Origin of the sequence: Mesorhizobium sp. M2A.F.Ca.ET.037.01.1.1 (genome assembly GCF_003998075.1) — a bacterium.
GTDB lineage: Bacteria > Pseudomonadota > Alphaproteobacteria > Rhizobiales > Rhizobiaceae > Mesorhizobium.
This window is the reverse complement of the sequence record NZ_RZSA01001209.1, coordinates 1-1,738: the sequence shown is the minus strand read 5'-3', so window position 1 is coordinate 1,738 and position 1,738 is coordinate 1. Positions and strand designations below refer to the sequence as shown.

The 1,738-nt window shown below is 64.6% G+C and carries 2 protein-coding genes; both read left to right on the top strand.

From position 1 onward, the window contains the following. On the top strand, positions 1-904 hold a 904-nt coding region (locus EOA27_RS35170; protein WP_127258588.1), incomplete at its 5' end, for a type IV secretion system protein. Then, entirely contained in the window at positions 905-1,636 is a 732-nt protein-coding gene (trbF, locus tag EOA27_RS35165; protein WP_127258586.1) for a conjugal transfer protein TrbF, read from the top strand. The last annotated feature ends 102 nt before the right edge of the window (positions 1,637-1,738 follow it).

The window sequence follows — 1,738 nt, the reverse complement described above, 5'->3', positions numbered from 1 at the left end:
CACCATTTTCGTGCTGCTCGTGGCTTGGTTCCTGGTCATCATCGCCTTCTTCATTCTCTCGATCCAGCTCTTCATCACCATCCTGGAATTCAAGCTCACCACGCTGGCCGGATTTGTTCTGGTGCCCTTCGCGCTGTGGAACCGGTCGGCGTTTCTGGCCGAGCGCGTGCTCGGCAATGTCATCTCGTCGGGCATCAAGGTGATGGTGCTCGCCGTCATTGTCGGTATCGGCTCCACGCTCTTTGGCGAGTTTGCTTCGGCGCTCCAGGGCAAGGAGCCCGACCTGGCGGCGGCCATGTCGCAGGTGCTTGGCGCGCTGGCGCTTCTCGGGCTCGGCATTTTTGGGCCTGGGATCGCCTCGGGTCTTGTCTCGGGCGCGCCACAACTTGGTGCTGGCGCCGCGCTGGGGACCACGGCGGCCGCTGCCGGATCGGCGCTTGTTGCCGGGGGAGCTGCCTTTGCCGGTGCGCGCATGGCAACCGGCGGCGGGCTTGCCGCCGTCCGAGCCGGCACGACCATGGGATCCGCTGCATCCACAGCTTGGCAGTTGGGACGTGCAACGTCGCCCGACTCCGGACTGTCCGGTGTGGCTGCTGGAATGCAGGGCGTGGCAAGTGCCGCCGGCGGCGCCGTGCTGCGAGCAGCAGGATCTGCCGCAGGAAGCTTCAGGCCTAGCGCCAACGCCGGACGCGAAGCTGCATGGACCGCGACCGGCGGTGCGCCGACCGCGTCAATGCTCGGAGGTCAGGCCGGTTCTGCCCCTAATACCGCGCCCAATTGGGCGAGACGCATGCGTTCCGAGCAGACCTCTCGTGCTCATCGCCACGCCGCCATGCAGGCTGTCCGCGACGGTGACAGGCCGGGCGGCAGCGCCAATCCCTCTCTCAACGACAAGGACGACTAAATGCTCTTCAAGCGACCTGTTCAACGCTACGGCAAGACGCCCGAGCCGGTCACGCCGTATCAGAAGGCCGGCCAGCTCTGGGATGAGCGTATCGGCACATCACGGGTACAGGCTAGGAATTGGCGGCTGATGGCGCTTGGCTGCCTCGCTTTGGCAACCGGGCTTTCCGGCGGCCTTGTTTGGCAGTCGACGCAAAGCCGGGTCGTGCCCTACGTCGTCGAGGTTGACCGCTTTGGCGAGGCGCGTGCAGTCGCCCCGGCGATCCAGGACTACCAACCTTCCGATGCCCAGATCGCCTGGCATCTCGGCCGTTTCATCCAGAATGTCCGATCCGTTTCCACCGACCCGGTGCTGGTGCGGCAGAACTGGCTGGCAGCCTATGACTTTGCCACCGACCGCGCAGCACTCTTCCTAAACGAATACGCCAAGGCGAACGATCCATTCGGTGAGATCGGCAGGCGCAGCGTGTCGGTGCAGGTGACCAGCGTGGTGAGGGCTTCCGACAGCTCGTTCCAAGTCAAATGGACCGAGCAGATTTTTGAGCGCGGCAGCCTAGCCAGCACGACGCGCTGGACCGCGATCCTCACCACAGTGATCCGCCCGCCGAGCAATACCGAGCAGCTGCGCAGCAACCCGCTCGGCGTCTTCATCAACGCCATCGACTGGTCGCGTGAGCTCGACAGCGCAGCACCTGCTTCCGTTTCCCCAAAGGATCCCGCCAATGATAAATAGAGCCCCCTCGCTCCGTGCCGTGTTGATTCTGACCGCGTCGACAGCCGTCCTCTCAGCCTGCGCCTCGAAGCCGGTGCCGCCACCGGAGATTTCCTATGACAC

What these genes read in the sequence shown, in the direction of transcription:
- trbF (WP_127258586.1), top strand. Translation starts at nt 905, where the DNA reads ATGCTCTTCAAGCGACCTGTTCAACGCTACGGCAAGACGCCCGAGCCG.